The following is a 17,393-nucleotide window of genomic DNA, read 5'->3' on the forward strand; positions in this document are numbered from 1 at the left end:
TATCGAACCGGCATCGCGCCGGCGACGGCTACTGGATGAACGGTTTTTTCAAGGGATGAGCGGTAGTCAGGCGGTACCGCTTGCCTGGCCGGCTTCGGCGCGCAGCTTGCGCCACAGTGTGGTGCGGCTGATGCCGAGGTACTCGGCGGCGGCGTCGCGACGGCCGCCGAAGCGGGCCAGCACGGCGGTGACGCTTTCGCCGGCGAGACGGGAGGCCGGCGAAGCCAGCGCCGGGGCGCCGATGGCCGGGCTGGCGCTGGAGGAGTACGCGACCGCAAGCGTAGCCAGTTCCGGCGCCACGCTGATCACGAAGGCCGGCGTCAATGCCTGCAACGGCTCGGCGGCCAGGAACAGCGCCAGGCGCTCGGTCAGGTTGCGCAGCTCGCGCACGTTGCCGGGCCAGTCGTAGCGTTGCAGCAGCGGCGCGCAGGTCGCCATCTCGGCGTGCAGGTTGGGATGTGGACGCGCGCCCAGCGAGGCCAGCGCGTTCTTCAGCGACCATTCGGCCAGCGTCATGACGTCATCCTGCCGCGAGCGCAATGGCGGCAGCGACAGGCGCAGCACCGCCAGCCGGTAGAACAGGTCGGCGCGGAAGCGGCCTTCGCGCACGCGCTGCTCAAGATCGCAGTGGGTGGCGCTGATGATGCGCACGTTGACGGCGATCGGCCGCGTGCCGCCCACCCGCACCACCTCGCGTTCCTCCAGCACGCGCAGCAGGCGGGTTTGCAGCGTCAGCGGCATTTCACCTATCTCGTCGAGGAACAGCGTGCCGCGGTTGGCCGCTTCGAACAGGCCCGCATGTCCGCCGCGCCGGGCGCCGGTGAAGGCGCCTTCTTCGTGGCCGAACAGTTCGGATTCCAGCAGCGATTCCGCGATCGCGCCGCAATTGACGGCGACGAAAGGCCGGTTCTGGCCCAGCGTGCGCGGGCTCTCGCGGTGGATGGCCTGCGCCACCAGCTCCTTGCCGCAGCCGGTTTCGCCTTGTATCAGCACGGTCGCCGGGGATTTTGCATACAGCACCACCGTCTGGCGCAGCGCCTCCATCGCGTCGGAGTCGCCGCGCAGGTCGTTGATGCCATGCTTGGCGCGCAGCGTGTCCGCCACCACGGCGCCACGCGCGCGGCTGCGGTTCGATTCGAGCTGCGTCAACCGCGCCATCTCCAGCGCGTCGTCGAAGGCCTGGCGGATCGAGGCGGCGGAGTAGACGAATACACCGGTCAGTCCCGCTTCCTCGGCCAGGTCGGTAATCAGGCCGGCGCCGACAATGGCCTTGATGCCGGCCGCTTTCAGGTCGTTGATCTGGGCGCGCGCGTCTTCCTCCGTCGCGTAGGTGCGCTGCTCGACGTCGAAGCCGAAGGTGCCGGCGAATTCGGCCAGCTCCGGCAGCCGCTCCTGGTAGGTGACGATGCCGATGCGGTCCGATATGCGGCGCGCCCGCGCCAGCGCCTGCATCACGTCGAAGCCGCTGAACTTGGCGATCACCACCGGCACCGACAACCGGCCTTTCAGGTAGGCCGCGTTGGAACCGGCGGCGATGACGGCGTCGCAACGCTCGGTGGCCATGCGTTCGCGGATGTGGCGCGCCGCTTCGTCGAAGCCGAGGTTGATCGGTTCGATGGTGGCCAGGTCGTCGTATTCCAGCGTGATGTCGCGGAACAGGTCGTACAAACGCGAGACGGAGACCGTCCAGATCACCGGTTTGTCGTTGGCATCGAAGGGCAGGGGAGTGGAGTGGCGCATGTTTCAATTGTAGTTCATATGTTTCGTTGTTTCAAATTGAAACAACAGTGAAACGTCAAAAATGCGTAAGTGTTTGATTTATATAGGGTGGTTGTCTGGCACGCCCCTTGCACTAGATACCCCAACTTCACTGCAACATTGAAAGGTCATAATATGAGTCAATACTCCGCAGGCGCCGCGTTCCGCAAAGCCGTACAAGAAGAGTCCCCATTGCAGGTGGTGGGCGCGATCAACGCCAATCACGCCCTGCTGGCCAAGCGCGCCGGCTTCAAGGCGATCTACCTGTCGGGTGGCGGCGTGGCGGCGGGTTCGCTCGGCCTGCCGGACCTGGGCATCTCCAGCCTGGACGACGTGCTGACCGACGTGCGCCGCATCACCGACGTGTGCGACCTGCCGCTGCTGGTCGACGTCGATACCGGCTTCGGCGCCTCCGCCTTCAACGTGGCGCGCACCGTCAAGTCGATGATCAAGTTCGGCGCCGCCGCGATGCACATCGAAGACCAGGTCGGCGCCAAGCGCTGCGGCCATCGCCCGGGCAAGGAGATCGTCACCAAGCAGGAGATGGTCGACCGCATCGCCGCCGCCGTCGATGCGCGCACCGACGAGAACTTCGTCATCATGGCCCGCACCGATGCGCTGGCCGTCGAAGGCCTGGACGCCGCGATCGAACGCGCCGTGGCCTGCGTGGAAGCCGGCGCCGACATGATCTTCCCGGAAGCGATGATCAGCCTTGAGATGTACAAAAAATTCGCCGCCGCCGTCAAGGTGCCGGTGCTGGCCAACATCACCGAATTCGGCGCGACGCCGCTGTTCACCGTGGACGAACTGCGCAGCGCCGATGTGGGCCTGGTGCTGTACCCGCTGTCCGCCTTCCGCGCCATGAACAAGGCCGCGGAAAACGTCTACGGCGCGATCCGCCGCGACGGCACCCAACAGAACGTGGTCGACACCATGCAAACCCGCGCCGAACTGTATGAGCGTATCAATTACCACAGCTTCGAGCAGAAGCTCGACGCACTGTTTGCCGCACAGAAGAAATAATCAGGAGACCTATAAAATGACCGAAGCTACTTTCAAACCAAAAAAATCCGTCGCCCTGTCCGGCGTCACCGCTGGTAATACCGCACTGTGCTCCGTCGGCAAAACCGGCAACGACCTGCACTATCGCGGCTACGACATCCTGGACGTCGCCAGCACCTGCGAGTTCGAGGAAATCGCCTACCTGCTGGTGCACGGCAAACTGCCGACCGCCGCCGAGCTGAAAGGCTACAAAACCAGACTGCGCTCGCTGCGCGGCCTGCCGCAAGCGCTGAAGTCCGCGCTGGAAGCATTGCCTGCATCGGCGCACCCGATGGACGTGATGCGCACCGGCGTCTCGGTACTGGGCTGCACGCTGCCGGAAAAGGACGACCACAACGTACCGGGCGCGCGCGACATCGCCGACCGCCTGATGGCTTCCTTCGGCTCGATGCTGCTGTACTGGTACCACTTCAGCCACAACGGCAAGCGCATCGACGTGGAAACCGACGACGACTCCATCGGCGGCCACTTCCTGCACCTGCTGCACGGCGAGAAGCCGTCCGAGAGCTGGGTCCAGGCGATGCACACCTCGCTGATCCTGTACGCGGAACACGAGTTCAACGCCTCCACCTTCACCAGCCGCGTCATCGCCGGCACGGGTTCGGACATGCACTCCGCCATCACCGGCGCGATCGGCGCGCTGCGCGGCCCCAAGCACGGCGGCGCCAACGAATTCGCCTTCGAGATCCAGAAGCGCTACGAGAACGCCGACGAAGCCGAAGCGGACATCCGCAACCGCGTCGCCAACAAGGAAGTGGTGATCGGCTTCGGCCATCCGGTGTACACCATCTCCGACCCGCGCAACGTCGTCATCAAGGAAGTGGCGCGCAAGCTGTCGCAGGAAGCCGGCTCGATGAAGATGTTCGACATCGCCGAACGCCTGGAAACCGTCATGTGGGACATCAAGAAGATGTTCCCGAACCTGGACTGGTTCTCGGCCGTGTCGTACCACATGATGGGCGTGCCGACCGCGATGTTCACGCCGCTGTTCGTCATCTCGCGCACCTCCGGCTGGGCCGCGCACATCATCGAACAGCGCATCGACAACAAGATCATTCGTCCAAGCGCGAACTACGTCGGTCCTGAAGACCTGAAGTTCGTTCCAATCAAGGACCGCAAATAATGAACACCCAATTCCGCAAACCCCTGCCGGGCACCAAGCTCGATTACTTCGACGCGCGCGCCGCTGTCGACGCAATCCAGGCTGGCGCCTGGGCCAAGCTGCCGTACACCTCGCGCGTACTGGCCGAAAACCTGGTGCGCCGCTGCGATCCGGCGACGCTCAACGCCTCGCTGTCGCAGCTGATCGAGCGCAAGCGCGACCTGGACTTCCCATGGTTCCCTGCGCGCGTGGTGTGCCACGACATTCTCGGCCAGACCGCGCTGGTCGACCTGGCCGGCCTGCGCGACGCCATCGCGCTGCAAGGCGGCGACCCTGCGCTGGTCAATCCGGTGGTGCCGACCCAACTGGTGGTCGACCACTCGCTGGCGGTCGAATGCGGCGGCTTCGATCCCGACGCCTTCGACAAGAACCGCGCCATCGAAGACCGCCGCAACGAAGACCGCTTCGACTTCATCAACTGGACCAAGAAGGCGTTCAAGAACGTCGATGTGATCCCGCCGGGTAACGGCATCCTGCACCAGATCAATCTGGAGCGCATGTCGCCGGTGATTCAGACGGTGGACGGCGTGGCCTTCCCGGATACGCTGGTCGGCACCGACTCGCACACTCCGATGGTCGATGCGCTGGGCGTGATCGCCATCGGCGTCGGCGGCCTGGAAGCGGAGAGCGTGATGCTGGGCCGCGCATCGTGGATGCGCCTGCCGGACATCATCGGCGTCGAGCTGACCGGCAAGCCGCAAGCCGGCATCACCGCCACCGACACCGTGCTGGCGTTGACCGAATTCCTGCGCAAGCAGAAGGTCGTATCGTCCTACCTGGAGTTCTTCGGCGAAGGCGCTTCGCACCTGACCCTGGGCGACCGCGCGACCATCTCCAACATGGCGCCGGAATACGGCTCCACCGCCGCGATGTTCTACATCGACGAGCAAACCATCAAGTACCTCAAGCTGACCGGCCGCGATGATGAACTGGTCAAACTGGTCGAGACCTACGCCAGGCAAACCGGCCTGTGGGGCGAAGCCCTGAAGACCGCCGAGTACGAGCGCGTGCTGAAGTTCGACCTGTCTTCGGTGGTGCGCACCATCGCCGGACCGTCGAATCCGCACAACCGGGTGCCGACCTCCGAGCTGGCCGCGCGCGGCATCAGCGGCGTGGTGGAGAACGAGCCTGGACTGATGCCCGACGGCGCCGTCATCATCGCCGCCATCACCAGCTGCACCAACACCAACAACCCGCGCAACATGATCGCCGCCGGTCTGCTGGCCCGCAACGCCAACGCGCGCGGCCTGACCCGCAAGCCGTGGGTGAAAAGCTCGCTGGCGCCCGGCTCCAAGACCGTGACGCTGTACCTGGAAGAAGCGGGCCTGATGCCCGAGCTGGAGCAGCTGGGCTTTGGCGTGGTCGCCTATGCCTGCACCACCTGCAACGGCATGTCCGGCGCGCTCGATCCGGTGATCCAGAAGGAAGTGATCGACCGCGACCTGTACGCCACCGCCGTGTTGTCGGGTAACCGCAACTTCGACGGCCGCATCCACCCGTACGCCAAGCAGGCCTTCCTGGCCTCGCCGCCGTTGGTGGTGGCCTACGCCATCGCCGGCACGATCCGCTTCGATATCGAGAAGGATGTACTGGGCATCGACAGCAACGGCCAGCCGGTCACGCTGAAGGATATCTGGCCGACCGACGAAGAGATCGACGCGCTGGTCGCGTCCAGCGTCAAGCCGGCGCAGTTCAACAAGGTCTACATCCCGATGTTCGCCAAGCAGGAAGACGACGGCATCAAAGTGAAGCCGCTGTACGACTGGCGTCCGCAGACCACCTACATCCGCCGTCCGCCGTACTGGGAAGGCGCGCTGGCCGGCGCTCGTCCGCTGAAGGGCATGCTGCCGCTGGCGGTCCTGGGCGATAACATCACCACCGACCACCTGTCGCCGTCGAACGCGATCATGTTGAACAGCGCCGCCGGCGAGTACCTGGCGAAAATGGGCCTGCCGGAAGAGGACTTCAATTCCTACGCCACCCATCGCGGCGACCACCTGACCGCGCAACGCGCCACCTTCGCCAATCCGACGTTGAAGAACGAGATGGTGCGCGACGCCGACGGCAAGGTCAAAGCCGGTTCGCTGGCGCGAGTGGAGCCGGAAGGCAAAGTCACCCGCATGTGGGAAGCCATCGAGACCTACATGGAGCGCAAGCAGTCGCTGATCGTGATCGCCGGCGCCGACTACGGCCAGGGCTCGTCGCGTGACTGGGCGGCCAAGGGCGTGCGTCTGGCGGGCGTGGAGGCGATCGTGGCCGAAGGCTTCGAGCGTATCCACCGCACCAACCTGGTCGGCATGGGCGTGTTGCCGCTGGAATTCCAGCCTGGCGTGAACCGCCTGACGCTGGCGCTGGACGGCACCGAAAGCTACGACGTGATCGGCGAGCGCACCCCGCGTTCGACACTGACGTTGGTGGTCAACCGCCGCAACGGCGAGCGCGTCGAAGTGCCGGTGATCTGCCGCCTGGATACGGCGGAAGAAGTGTCGATCTACGAAGCGGGCGGCGTGCTGCAGCGCTTCGCCCAGGATTTCCTTGAATCCGTGAAGGCTGCCTGATCATGGCTCATACTCCGCAAATCAAGATTGCCGCCACGTATATGCGTGGCGGCACCAGCAAGGGCGTGTTCTTCCGCTTGCAGGATCTGCCGGCAGCGGCGCAGCAACCGGGCGCCGCGCGCGACGCCATGCTGCTGCGCGTGATCGGCAGCCCGGACCCCTACGGCAAGCAGATCGACGGCATGGGCGGCGCCACCTCCAGCACCAGCAAGTCGGTGATCCTGTCCAAGAGCAGCAAGCCGGATCACGATGTCGACTACCTGTTCGGCCAGGTCTCGATCGACAAGGCCTTCGTCGACTGGAGCGGCAACTGCGGCAACCTGTCCGCCGCGGTTGGCGCCTTCGCCATCAGCGGCGGCCTGGTGGACGCCGACCGCGTTCCGCGCGACGGCATGGCCGTGGTGCGCGTATGGCAGGCCAATATCGGCAAGACCATCATCGCCCACGTGCCGATCACCAACGGCGAAGTGCAGGAGACCGGCGACTTTGAACTCGACGGCGTCACCTTCCCCGCAGCCGAGGTCCAGCTGGAGTTCATGGACCCGGCGGCGGAAGTAGAGGGCGCCGGAGGCTCGATGTTCCCGACCGGGCAACTGGTCGACGAGCTGGAAGTGCCCGGCGTCGGCACCATGAAGGCGACCATGATCAACGCCGGCATCCCGACCATCTTCGTCAACGCGGAAGATATCGGCTACCTCGGCACCGAGCTGCAGGACGCGATCAACAGCGATCCGAAAGCGCTGGCGCGCTTCGAACTGATACGCGCCCACGGTGCGCTGCGCATGGGTCTCATCAAGCATATCGATGATGCGGCCACGCGCCAACACACGCCCAAGGTGGCCTTCGTCGCCAAGCCGGCGCCGTACACCTCGTCCAGCGGCAAGCAGATCGCCGCCACCGACGTCGACCTGCTGGTGCGGGCCATGTCGATGGGGAAGCTGCATCACGCGATGATGGGGACGGCGGCCGTGGCCATCGGCACCGCTGCGGCGATACCGGGCACGCTGGTGAGTCTCGCGGCGGGCGGCGGCGCGCGCGATGCGGTGCGCTTCGGCCACCCGTCCGGCACCTTGCGGGTCGGCGCGGAAGCGACGCAGCAGAACGGCGAGTGGAGCGTGACCAAGGCGGTCATGAGTCGCAGCGCCCGCGTGTTGATGGAAGGTTGGGTACGCATCCCCGGCGACACGTTCTAAGCTGAACACACCATAACGGAGGAGACATGAATTACGCTGAATTTTATCAGCGCTCTATCGTCACGCCTGAACAATTCTGGCAGGACGAATCAGCGCTCATCGACTGGAACGCCCCATGCACGCAGGTGCTGGATTATTCCCAACCTCCGTTCGCCAAGTGGTTCGTCGGCGGACAGACCAACCTGTGCCACAACGCCGTGGACCGCTGGTGTGCCAGCCAGGGCGACCAGCCCGCGCTGATCGCCATCTCCACCGAAACCAATACCGAGCGCAGCTACTCGTTCAACGAACTGCGCACCGAGGTCGAACGCTGCGCCGCCATGATGCAGGCGCTGGGCGTCGGCCGCGGCGACCGCGTGTTGATCTACATGCCGATGATCGCCGAAGCGGCGTTTGCGATGCTGGCCTGCGCTCGCATCGGCGCGATTCACTCGGTGGTGTTCGGCGGCTTCGCCGCCAACAGCCTGGCCAGCCGCATCGACGATGCCCAGCCGGTGCTGATCATCTCCGCCGATGCCGGTTCGCGCAACGGCAAGGCCATCCCCTACAAGCATCTGCTGGACGAGGCGATCGAACTGTCGTCCGCCAAGCCGGCCAAGGTGCTGCTGGTGGACCGCAAGCTGGCGCCGATGGACTTGGTGCCTGGCCGCGACGAGGACTGGGCCACTCTGCGCGCCGCACACATGGATGCGCGCGTGCCCGTGACCTGGCTGGAATCGAACGAGCCGTCCTACATCCTCTACACCTCGGGCACCACCGGCAAGCCGAAAGGCGTGCAGCGCGACGTCGGCGGCTATGCGGTGGCGTTGGCGTCGTCGATGAAGTACAACTTCTGCGGCAACGCCGGCGAGACCTTCTTCGCCACCTCCGACATCGGCTGGGTGGTGGGCCACTCCTACATCGTATACGGCCCGCTGATCGCCGGCATGGCGACCATCATGTACGAAGGCTTGCCGGTCTGTCCGGACGCCGGCATCTGGTGGAGCATCGTCGAGAAGTACAAGGTCACGCGCATGTTCTCGGCGCCGACGGCGATCCGCGTTCTGCGCAAGCAGCCGCCGGAGTTCATGCGCAAGTACGACCTGTCGTCGCTGCGCGCGCTGTACCTGGCCGGCGAACCGCTGGACGAGACCACGTCCCAATGGATACACGATGAACTGGGCGTGCCCATCATCGACAACTACTGGCAGACCGAAACCGGCTGGCCCATCCTGTCGATCGCCAAGGGCGTCGAGGACAATCCAACGCGTCTGGGCAGCCCCGGCGTGGCGATGTACGGCTACAAGGTCAAGCTGCTCAACGAATCGACCGGCGAGGAATGCGCCGCCAACGAGAAGGGCGTGGTGGTGATCGACGGCCCGCTGCCGCCGGGTTGCATGCAGACCGTGTACGGCGACGACCAGCGATTTGTCGATACCTACTGGTCTACCTTCGATGGCCAACAGGTGTATTCGACCTTCGACTGGGGCGTGCGCGACGCCGATGGCTACTACTTCATCCTCGGTCGCACCGACGACGTGATCAACGTCGCCGGCCATCGCCTCGGCACGCGCGAGATCGAGGAATCCATCTCCAGCCATGCCAACGTTTCCGAGGTGGCGGTGGTGGGCGTGGAGGACAAGCTCAAAGGCCAGGTGGCGGTTGCCTTCGTCATCGTCAAGGATGCAACGCGTGTCGCCAGCGAAGAAGGCCGCGCGGCGCAGGAGCGCGAGATCCTCGGCGTGGTCGATCATCAACTGGGCGCGGTGGCGCGGCCGTCGCGCGTGTACTTCGTGCCGCAGTTGCCGAAGACTCGTTCGGGAAAATTGTTGCGTCGTTCGATCCAGGCCATCTGCGAAGGCCGCAATCCCGGCGACCTGACGGCAATCGAGGATCCTGCTTCGCTCCAGCAGATACAACGTGTTCTTCAAGCCGGTGTGGTGAAATAGTCGGCGCGTAAGGGGGCGGTAAGTCTCGCGGTTTATTGTGGTCACAAGCTCGAAAAGAAAAGAGTACTGGCCACATATAAATCACAGGAGACACGCGATGCATGACGATCTGGTTCAAAAAATAAAGCGGGACCCCAACTACCATCAACTGGTGAGGGCCCGCTCCCGTTTCGGTTGGGCGCTGACGGCGGCAATGATGTTGGTTTATTACGGCTACATCCTGCTGATCGCCTTCGACAAGGAGCTGCTGGCGGCGAAAACCGGCGCCGGCGTGATGACCTGGGGGATGCCGCTCGGCCTGTTCGTCATCGTGTTCACGGTGCTGGTCACCGGCGTGTATGTGCGCCGCGCCAACAAGCAGTTCGATGACCTGACCCACGCTATCCAAGTACGGGTGCGGGCATGAACGCCGCCAAACGCATGCTGTGCGGGCTCGCCGCATTGGCGCTGCTGGGCGCCACCGGCGCGGCGCTCGCGGCCGGAGCCGATCTGGGTCAGGCGGTCAAGCAGCCGACCAACTGGACCGCGATCGCCATGTTCGGCGCGTTCGTCATCTTCACGCTGTTCGTCACCAAGTGGGCGGCCGCCAAGACCAAATCGGCATCCGACTTCTACACCGCCGGCGGCGGCATCACCGGTTTCCAGAACGGCCTGGCCATCGCCGGCGACTACATGTCGGCGGCGTCCTTCCTCGGCATCTCGGCAGCGGTCTTCCTCAACGGTTACGATGGCCTGATCTACGCCATCGGCTTCCTGGTCGGCTGGCCGGTGATCACCTTCCTGATGGCGGAGCGCCTGCGCAACCTGGGCCGCTTTACCTTTGCCGACGTCGCCGCCTACCGCTTCAAGCAGGCGCCGATCCGCATCTTCTCCGCCTCCGGCACGCTGGTGGTGGTGGCCTTCTACCTGATCGCGCAGATGGTCGGCGCCGGGCAGCTGATCAAACTGCTGTTCGGTCTCGAATACTGGATCGCGGTGGTGCTGGTCGGTTCGCTGATGATGATCTACGTGCTGTTCGGCGGCATGACCGCCACCACCTGGGTGCAGATCATCAAGGCGGTGATGCTGCTGGGCGGCGCCACCTTCATGGCCTTCGTGGTGATGGCGCAGTTTAACTTCAGCCCCGAGGCGCTGTTCGCCAAGTCGGTCGAGATCCACGCCAAGAAGGACGCCATCATGGGTCCCGGCACCTTCATCAAGGACCCGGTGTCGGCGATCTCGTTCGGCATGGCGCTGATGTTCGGCACCGCCGGCCTGCCGCACATCCTGATGCGCTTCTTCACCGTGCCTAGCGCCAAGGAAGCCCGCAAGTCGGTGTTCTGGGCCACCAGCTGGATCGCCTACTTCTACGTACTGACCTTCATCATCGGTTTCGGCGCCATCGTTTTGGTGAGCACCAATCCCGAATTCAAGGACGCCGCCGGCAAACTGCTGGGCGGGAACAACATGGCCGCGATCCACCTGGCCAAGGCAGTGGGCGGCAATGTCTTCCTCGGCTTTATCTCGGCCGTGGCTTTCGCCACCATCCTGGCGGTGGTGGCCGGCCTGACGCTGTCCGGCGCCTCGGCGGTATCGCACGATCTGTACGCCACCGTGATCATGAAGGGCAAGGCCAGCAGCGCCAAGGAACTGCACATGTCGCGCCTGACCACCGTTGCGCTGGGCGTGGTCGCCGTCGTGCTGGGCATCGTGTTCGAGAAGCAGAACATCGCGTTCATGGTGTCGCTGGCGTTCGCCATCGCCGCTTCGGCCAACTTCCCGGTGCTGTTCATGTCGGTGTTGTGGAAGAACTGCACCACCCGCGGCGCCACCGTGGGCGGCTTCATCGGCCTGACCACCGCCGTGGTGCTGACCGTGGTGTCGAAATCGGTGTGGGTCGATGTGCTGGGCCATGCCGACGCGCTGTTCCCTTACGCGTCGCCGGCCATCTTCTCGATACCGGCGGCCTTCGCCAGCATCTGGCTGTTCTCGGTGCTCGACAAGAGCCCGCGTGCGCGCATCGACCGCGCCGGCTACGAGGCGCAGGAGATGCGCTCCGAGACCGGTATCGGCGCCGCCGGAGCCGCCGCCCACTGATGTAATTGACAAGTGTTCGGATGACGACAATGCCCGGCTCGCCGGGCATTGTCGTTTTTAGGGGCGCCGCTCGGTACGCGCGATGGCTAATGCGCCCAATGTGGTTTATGATCTGCCAACTATGCTGCCGGAAAGTAACGGGCAAGGTGGCATTTTTTTTGGGTGCCATTGGTGTACATGAATCGAGTTTCGACCAATCCTGATTTCGTAGCAGATGCGCTGGCGCTGATCGGCGTTCCCGCGTGCGCCTATGGCACCGACGGCGTGGTGCTGGCCGCCAATCCGGAGCTGGTGGACTTGCTGGGTTTGGACCCCGCCGGGCGGCCGCTGGCCGACCTGTTCGCGCGCCACGTGCGCGGCGCCGGCGTCAAGGCGCTCGCCGCGGCGCTGGAGGCCTCCGATGCGGGCCAGCGCTGGGATAGCTGCCTGACCTGCGCCAACGGCCAATACCTGTCGGTGCAAGCCTGGAGCAAGCCGCTGCCGGCCAGTTCGGCGGTGCGGGGCGCCACCATCGTCTTCCACGACATCAGCGCGGCGGAGCGCGACCAGCGCTCCCTGCGCAAGACGCTGCTGGAGCAGCAGGCCATCCTGGAGAACGCCGCCGTCGGCATCCTGTTCACCAGGGACGGGGTGATCCAGGAGTGCAATATCCGCTGCGCCGAAATGCTGGGCTACAGCCGCCAGGAGCTGGAGGGCCTGGCCAGCGTGACCGTGTATCCGAGCGAAGCGGACTTCATCGACCTGGGCCGCAAGGCCAGCCCGCCGCTGTCGCAGGGCTTGTCCTTCATGCAGGAGGCGCAGCTGCGCCGCAAGGACGGCTCGCTGTTCTGGGCGCGCCTGTTCGGCCGCGCCATCGATCCTATCCACACCGCCGACGGCACGGTGTGGATCATGGAAGACATCAACGAGCACCGCATCGACGAAGAGAAGCTGCGCCGCGCGCTGCTGGAGATGCAGGCCATCATGGACAGCGCGCCGCTGGCGATCGGCTTCCAGCGCGACAACCGCATCCTGCGCTACAACCACCGCTTCGCCGAATTCTTCGGCTTCAACGACGACGGCGGCGTCGGCCAGCTGACGTCGACCTTGTATCCATCGCAGGAAGCGTTCGACGCGGTGGTGCGCAAGGCGCGGCCGCTGCTGGCGCGCGGCAAGCCGTACCAGGCCGAGATGGAGATGCGCCGCCAGGACGGCTCGACCTTCTGGGCGCACGCCTTCGGCTACGTGATCAATCCGGGCCGCACGCAGCAGGACACCATCTGGATCTTCGACGACCGCAGCGCGCAGAAGCGGCATGAAGAGGCGACCCGGCAGCTGCTGCTGGAGCAGAAGGCGATCCTGGACAACGCCTCGGTCGGCATCCTGTTCAGCAAGGCGCAGGTCATGTTGAGCTGTAATCCGCGCATGGCGGAGATGTTCGGCTACGACATCGACGAGATGGTGGGGCAGCCGTCGGCGATGGTGTTCCCGTCGCAGCAACGCTACGAGGAATTCGGCCGCGAGGCCGCGCCCCTGCTGGGCACCGGCAAGCCGTTCGAGAAAAAGGAATACGAGTTCAAACGCAAGGACGGCAGCGTGTTCTGGTGCCGCGTGCGCGCCAAGGCGGTGGACGACGCGCATAGCGAGGGCGGCACCATCTGGATCCTGGAGGACGTGACCAGCACGCGCCAGACGCAGATGGAGGTCGAGGCCATCATGACCAATGCCTCGATGAGCATCCTGTTCACCAAGAACCGCGTCATCACGCGTTACAACCGCGGCTTCGCCGAGATGTTCCGCTACGAGGGCGACGCCGGCCTGGGCCTGCCCGGCCGCGCGCTGTATCCGTCGCAGGAGTCCTACGACAAGCTGGGCGCGCAAGCCTATCCCTTCCTGTCGATCGGCAAGCCGTTCCAGATCGAGATGGAAATGCGCCGCTCCGACGATACCTTGATGTGGGCGCAGCTGATCGGCTACGTGGTCAATCCCGACGACCCGACCCAGGGCACGATCTGGGTGATCGAGGACCGCACCGAGCAGAAAAGCGCCGAGGAATCGCTGCGCAACGCGCTGCTGGAAAACCAGGCCATCCTGGACAGCGCGGTGCTGGGCATCTCGGTGGTGGAGCAGGGCCGCAACCTGCGCTGCAACACCAAGATGGAGGAGCTGTTCGGCTATGCGCCCGGCGAGATGAACCAGTTGAGCGTGCAGGCCTTCTACGCCGACAAGGACGCGTGGGAAGCGGCGCGCGCCGCCACCGCCGACGACTTCCACGCCGGCCGCGTGCACGCCTCCGAATACCAGCTGGTGCGCAAGGACGGCAGCACCTTCTGGGGCCGGCTGTCCGGCCGTCCGTTCGACCTGGCGCAGGCCACCGGGCGTTCGGTGTGGCTGGTGGACGACATCACCGAGCGGCGCGAGGCGGCCGAAGCGGTCAGCCGCGCGCGCGACGATCTGGAGGTGCGGGTGCTGGAGCGCACCGCCGAACTGGCCGGCGCCAACGCGCTGCTGCAGGGCGAGATCGTCGAGCGCCGCCAGGCCGAGGCGCGCGTGCACCACATGGCCTACCACGACAGCCTGACCGGCCTGCCGAACCGCGCGCTGCTGTCGGACCGGCTGGACCGCGCGATGCTGGCGGCGCAGCGTTCCGAGCGCCGGCTGGCGGTGATGTTCATCGACCTGGACCGCTTCAAGACCATCAACGATTCGCTGGGCCACATGACCGGCGACCAGCTGCTGAAGGAAGTGGCGAGCCGGCTGTGCCGCGCGGTGCGCGCCAGCGACACCGTGGCCCGCCTGGGCGGCGACGAATTCGTGGTGCTGGTGCCGGGCATCCGCTCGTCCGAAGAGGCCAGCCACGTGGCGGAAAAGATCATCGAGGCCTTGTCGGACAGCTTCCCGCTCGAAGGCCGCAACCTGCACATCACGCCGTCGATCGGCATCTGCGTGTATCCGGACGACGGCGGCGACGTCGAGACCCTGATGCGCCACGCCGACGCCGCCATGTACCACGCCAAGGCCAGCGGCAGGAACAATTACCAGTACTTCAAAGAGGCGATGAACCAGACGGCGGCGGCGCACTTCGAGCTGGAGTCCAGCCTGCGCGGCGCGCTGGCGCAGGACGAGTTCGAGCTGCACTTCCAGCCCATCATGGACATCGGCACGCGCCGCCTGCACACGATGGAGGTGCTGCTGCGCTGGCGTCGCGGGGACGGCGAGCTGGTGCTGCCGGACCACTTCATCCCCATCATCGAGGAGAACGGCCTGATCGTGCCGATCGGCGAGTGGGTGATACGCCAGGCCTGCAAGCAAAGCATGGCGTGGCAGCGCGCCGGCCTGGCGCCGGTGCCGCTGGCGGTCAACCTGTCGCCGCGCCAGTTCATGCATCGCGGGCTGATCGAGTCGATCCGCGCCATCCTCGACGAAACCGGCATCGATCCTTCGCTGATCGAGTTCGAGATCACCGAGACGGCGCTGATGCAGCACGGCGAGCAGACGCTCGACATCCTGGGGCAGATCAACGCCATGGGCATCCGCTTGTCGATCGACGATTTCGGCACCGGCTATTCCAGCCTGGCCTACCTGAAGCGCTTCCCGGTCAAGAAGATCAAGATCGACCGCGCCTTCATCAAGGAGTTGGAGGAGAGCGCGGAAGACCGCGCGATTGTGGCGGCGATCATCGCGCTGTCGGACAGCCTGCAGCTGTCGGTGGTGGCGGAGGGCGTGGAGACCGAAGGGCAGTACGCGCTATTGCAGCGCAACGGCTGCCAGTATGCGCAGGGCTATCTGTTCTCGCAGCCGGTGCCGCACGCGACCGCCCAGCTGCTGCTGCCCAGGCTCTAGTTAATCCAGCGTGGCGATCACCGGAGCGTGGTCGGACGGCTGTTCCCATTTGCGCGGCGCGCGGTCGATCACGCAGGCGCTGCAACGGGCCACCAGCGCCGGCGACAGCAGGATGTGGTCGATGCGCAGGCCTTTGTTGAGGCGGAAGCCCAGCGCCCGGTAGTCCCACCAGCTGAACGATTTTTCCGGCTGCTCGAACAGGCGGTAGGAATCGGTCAGGCCGATGTCGAGCAAGCGGGTGAGGGCGGCGCGCTCCTTGTCCGACACCAGCACCTGGCCGGCCCACGCGGCCGGATCGTGGACGTCGCGGTCTTCCGGCGCGATGTTGTAGTCGCCCAGCACCGCCAGTTGCGGATGCAGCGCGGCTTCTTCCTTGATCCAGTCGTGGAAGGACGACAGCCAGCCCAGCTTGTATTCGTATTTGTCGGAGTCGACGCTTTGGCCGTTGGGCACGTAGGCGCACACCACCCGCACGCCGGCTATGGTGGCGGCCAGGATGCGCTGCTGCGGGTCTTCGTAGCGCGGATTGTTCTTGATCACGTCGGCGATCGGCAGCTTGGACAGGATGGCGACACCGTTGTAGGTCTTCTGGCCGCTGTAGGCGACGTGGTAGCCGGCGGCCTCGATGGCGGCCACCGGAAACTTGTCATCTGTTAATTTTGTTTCTTGAATGCAGAGGACATCGATGGGGTTCTCCTCCAGCCATTTCAAGACGTGCGTCAGGCGAACGTTGAGTGAGTTAACATTCCATGTGGCTATTTTCATCTGAGTCAGTGTCCTTGCGGGTTTTCGGGGAGGCGTTAGCCTATATCACCGAATCTTACAGCATCTTGATTTAACACATAGGATTGTTAATTTGACGATTTTTATAAAAAAACATGAAAAAGTCTTTCGTGCGGGCACTGTCAGAGCCTAAAATGTTGCAAAATGTGTGAAATTAAAAAAAAATTGCTAGGAATGTCTCCTTGTTGTCAAAATAGAACGGTAAATAAAGACAAAATAAGCAAAAGAGAAATATACTGATACAAATTGGGTGGAAAACTTGTATTTCCGTCGAGCAATCAAAAATAGTAGTGTCCGGGGTTCATTTTTGTGTTGTAACTTAACAAGAAATGGTACTATAGGGAAATTACTTGTGGTTTTAACAGTGAATTGCGCGTAGCGCATTTACAAAGGAATTAAAATGCGAGCTGCATTCGAGACGTGGGCGCAGAAAGACGGTCACATCGTCCGACGCCGGGAAGACAAACCAGAAGAGTATCTGGTTTTTGAAACGCAACGCCGCTGGGTCATCTGGCAGGCAGCGCTGGAGCACGGCAAAACGCCGGGCGGCCGCAAGACGGCCGCACAAAAGGAAGCCGCCGCGCTGGAGAAGGCCAAGGCCGCCGTTCAACGTCCGCCGGCCATCAATTCCGACGAGGCCGCGGTGCGCAACCAGGTGCTGAACGAAGTGCTGGATGCGTTCTCCTCCCTGGGCGGCGAAGGCGGCATGGACGATATCCTGAAAGTGGTGCAGGGGCTGAAGAAGAAGCAGCTGGAGCAGGCGGAAGAGCGCATCGCGGCGGCTGAGCCGGTACGGCATAACGCCTGACCCGGATGCGCTTCAGGCACTACAAAGGGGGGCTCTACGAGCTGGTATGCGAGGCCACCCTGGAATCCGATCTGAGCACCATGATCGTTTATCGCGCCGCGAACGGATCCATCTGGGCCCGGCCGAAACACGTGTTTTTTGAAATCATCGAAGTCGATGGCGTAAAAGTGCAACGCTTTACGCCTCTTGATTGAGCATATAGAACCGCTCGCGGGCTGCTACACTGGTCTGACCCACTAACCC

Annotated in this window: 12 protein-coding genes; 10 read left to right on the forward strand and 2 right to left on the reverse strand. The window is 64.2% G+C overall.

Annotated elements, in window-relative coordinates; translation table 11 throughout:
• Positions 1–66: 66 nt before the first annotated feature.
• Positions 67–1,740: a propionate catabolism operon regulatory protein PrpR gene (gene prpR, locus AC1RMD_RS28455; RefSeq protein WP_492931738.1), complete on the reverse strand. Its 1,674-nt coding sequence runs from the start codon at positions 1,738–1,740 to the stop codon at positions 67–69.
• A gap of 153 nt (positions 1,741–1,893) precedes the next feature.
• On the opposite strand from prpR, the gene prpB reads away from it, so the two are divergent.
• From prpB to AC1RMD_RS28495, 8 genes are all read left to right on the forward strand, one after another.
• Positions 1,894–2,781 (forward strand): methylisocitrate lyase, encoded by an 888-nt coding sequence (prpB, locus tag AC1RMD_RS28460; protein WP_492931740.1) that lies wholly within the window; start codon positions 1,894–1,896, stop codon positions 2,779–2,781.
• A gap of 16 nt (positions 2,782–2,797) precedes the next feature.
• Positions 2,798–3,943, forward strand: a complete 1,146-nt coding sequence (gene prpC / locus AC1RMD_RS28465; protein ID WP_492931742.1) for a bifunctional 2-methylcitrate synthase/citrate synthase — start codon at positions 2,798–2,800, stop codon at positions 3,941–3,943.
• Positions 3,943–6,540: a Fe/S-dependent 2-methylisocitrate dehydratase AcnD gene (gene acnD, locus AC1RMD_RS28470; protein WP_492931744.1), complete on the forward strand. Its 2,598-nt coding sequence runs from the start codon at positions 3,943–3,945 to the stop codon at positions 6,538–6,540. The genes prpC and acnD overlap by 1 nt, the downstream gene beginning before the upstream one ends.
• A gap of 2 nt (positions 6,541–6,542) precedes the next feature.
• Positions 6,543–7,733, forward strand: coding sequence for a 2-methylaconitate cis-trans isomerase PrpF (gene prpF / locus AC1RMD_RS28475; protein ID WP_492931746.1), 1,191 nt, complete (start codon positions 6,543–6,545; stop codon positions 7,731–7,733).
• 26 nt (positions 7,734–7,759) lie between these two features.
• A complete protein-coding gene (locus tag AC1RMD_RS28480; RefSeq protein ID WP_492931748.1) occupies positions 7,760–9,661 on the forward strand; it encodes a propionate--CoA ligase in 1,902 nt (633 codons plus the stop codon).
• Between the two features lie 97 nt (positions 9,662–9,758).
• The gene (locus tag AC1RMD_RS28485) at positions 9,759–10,067 is read left to right on the forward strand and encodes a DUF485 domain-containing protein (protein WP_492931750.1); all 309 of its coding nucleotides are present in this window, start codon (positions 9,759–9,761) and stop codon (positions 10,065–10,067) included.
• Entirely contained in the window at positions 10,064–11,737 is a 1,674-nt protein-coding gene (locus AC1RMD_RS28490; RefSeq protein WP_492931752.1) for a cation acetate symporter, read from the forward strand. The genes AC1RMD_RS28485 and AC1RMD_RS28490 overlap by 4 nt, the downstream gene beginning before the upstream one ends.
• 177 nt (positions 11,738–11,914) lie before the next feature.
• The gene (locus tag AC1RMD_RS28495) at positions 11,915–15,559 is read left to right on the forward strand and encodes a sensor domain-containing protein (RefSeq protein ID WP_492931754.1); all 3,645 of its coding nucleotides are present in this window, start codon (positions 11,915–11,917) and stop codon (positions 15,557–15,559) included.
• On the opposite strand, the gene xth is transcribed toward AC1RMD_RS28495, so the two are convergent.
• On the reverse strand, positions 15,560–16,324 hold the full coding sequence (gene xth / locus AC1RMD_RS28500; RefSeq protein ID WP_492931756.1) for an exodeoxyribonuclease III: 765 nt from the start codon (positions 16,322–16,324) through the stop codon (positions 15,560–15,562).
• A 418-nt stretch (positions 16,325–16,742) separates the two neighbouring features.
• On the opposite strand from xth, the gene AC1RMD_RS28505 reads away from it, so the two are divergent.
• Together AC1RMD_RS28505 and AC1RMD_RS28510 are read left to right on the forward strand one after the other, a co-directional pair.
• Positions 16,743–17,150: a phiTE_015 family protein gene (locus AC1RMD_RS28505; protein WP_492931758.1), complete on the forward strand. Its 408-nt coding sequence runs from the start codon at positions 16,743–16,745 to the stop codon at positions 17,148–17,150.
• Between the two features lie 5 nt (positions 17,151–17,155).
• Positions 17,156–17,344, forward strand: a complete 189-nt coding sequence (locus AC1RMD_RS28510) for a DUF1653 domain-containing protein (RefSeq protein ID WP_492931760.1) — start codon at positions 17,156–17,158, stop codon at positions 17,342–17,344.
• The last annotated feature ends 49 nt before the right edge of the window (positions 17,345–17,393 follow it).

The sequence above is a fragment of the Duganella sp. GW822-FHT06D06 genome (assembly GCF_058799615.1).

Coding starts and splice junctions, on each gene's coding strand:
- prpR (WP_492931738.1), bottom strand. CDS start 1,740: ATGCGCCACTCCACTCCCCTGCCCTTCGATGCCAACGACAAACCGGTG.
- prpB (WP_492931740.1), top strand. CDS start 1,894: ATGAGTCAATACTCCGCAGGCGCCGCGTTCCGCAAAGCCGTACAAGAA.
- prpC (WP_492931742.1), top strand. CDS start 2,798: ATGACCGAAGCTACTTTCAAACCAAAAAAATCCGTCGCCCTGTCCGGC.
- acnD (WP_492931744.1), top strand. CDS start 3,943: ATGAACACCCAATTCCGCAAACCCCTGCCGGGCACCAAGCTCGATTAC.
- prpF (WP_492931746.1), top strand. CDS start 6,543: ATGGCTCATACTCCGCAAATCAAGATTGCCGCCACGTATATGCGTGGC.
- AC1RMD_RS28480 (WP_492931748.1), top strand. CDS start 7,760: ATGAATTACGCTGAATTTTATCAGCGCTCTATCGTCACGCCTGAACAA.
- AC1RMD_RS28485 (WP_492931750.1), top strand. CDS start 9,759: ATGCATGACGATCTGGTTCAAAAAATAAAGCGGGACCCCAACTACCAT.
- AC1RMD_RS28490 (WP_492931752.1), top strand. CDS start 10,064: ATGAACGCCGCCAAACGCATGCTGTGCGGGCTCGCCGCATTGGCGCTG.
- AC1RMD_RS28495 (WP_492931754.1), top strand. CDS start 11,915: ATGAATCGAGTTTCGACCAATCCTGATTTCGTAGCAGATGCGCTGGCG.
- xth (WP_492931756.1), bottom strand. CDS start 16,324: ATGAAAATAGCCACATGGAATGTTAACTCACTCAACGTTCGCCTGACG.
- AC1RMD_RS28505 (WP_492931758.1), top strand. CDS start 16,743: ATGCGAGCTGCATTCGAGACGTGGGCGCAGAAAGACGGTCACATCGTC.
- AC1RMD_RS28510 (WP_492931760.1), top strand. CDS start 17,156: ATGCGCTTCAGGCACTACAAAGGGGGGCTCTACGAGCTGGTATGCGAG.